The following is a 435-nucleotide window of genomic DNA, read 5'->3' as shown; positions in this document are numbered from 1 at the left end:
GCTTGAGGCCTGCCTTGAGGCCGTCGGCGTCGACGGTGTGCCCGGGGCGTGCGGTGACGTAGCCGATGAGGCGCTTGTCTCCATCGGCCCCCTTCGCGATGACGACCGCCTCGTTGACGCCGGAGGCGGCGCGCAGGGCGGCTTCGACTTCACCCAGCTCGATGCGGAAGCCGCGCACCTTCACCTGGAAGTCGACGCGGCCGAGGAAGTCGAGCGTGCCGTCCTCCCGCCAGCGGGCCTTGTCGCCCGTGCGGTAGAGGCGGGCACCCGGGGTGGAGGAGAAGGGATGCGGGACGAAGCGCTCCGCGGTGAGGTCGGGCCGGTGGAGGTAGCCCCAGGCGAGGCCGGAGCCGCCGACGTACACCTCGCCCGCGACTCCCACGGGAACGGGGCGCAGGTGCGCGTCGAGCACGTAGGCGGTGGCATTGGAGATGG

The 435-nt window shown here is 72.2% G+C and carries 1 protein-coding gene; it reads right to left on the bottom strand.

What is annotated here, in order from left to right; translation table 11 throughout:
• A partial coding sequence (locus D7X12_RS42005) for an acyl-CoA synthetase family protein (RefSeq protein WP_147444036.1) occupies positions 1-435 on the bottom strand: 435 nt, incomplete at both ends.

It is taken from the genome of Corallococcus sicarius (assembly GCF_003611735.1).
GTDB classification, from domain to species: domain Bacteria; phylum Myxococcota; class Myxococcia; order Myxococcales; family Myxococcaceae; genus Corallococcus; species Corallococcus sicarius.
Note: the sequence above shows the minus strand (reverse complement) of the source record. Positions and strands in the feature narration are given on the sequence as shown.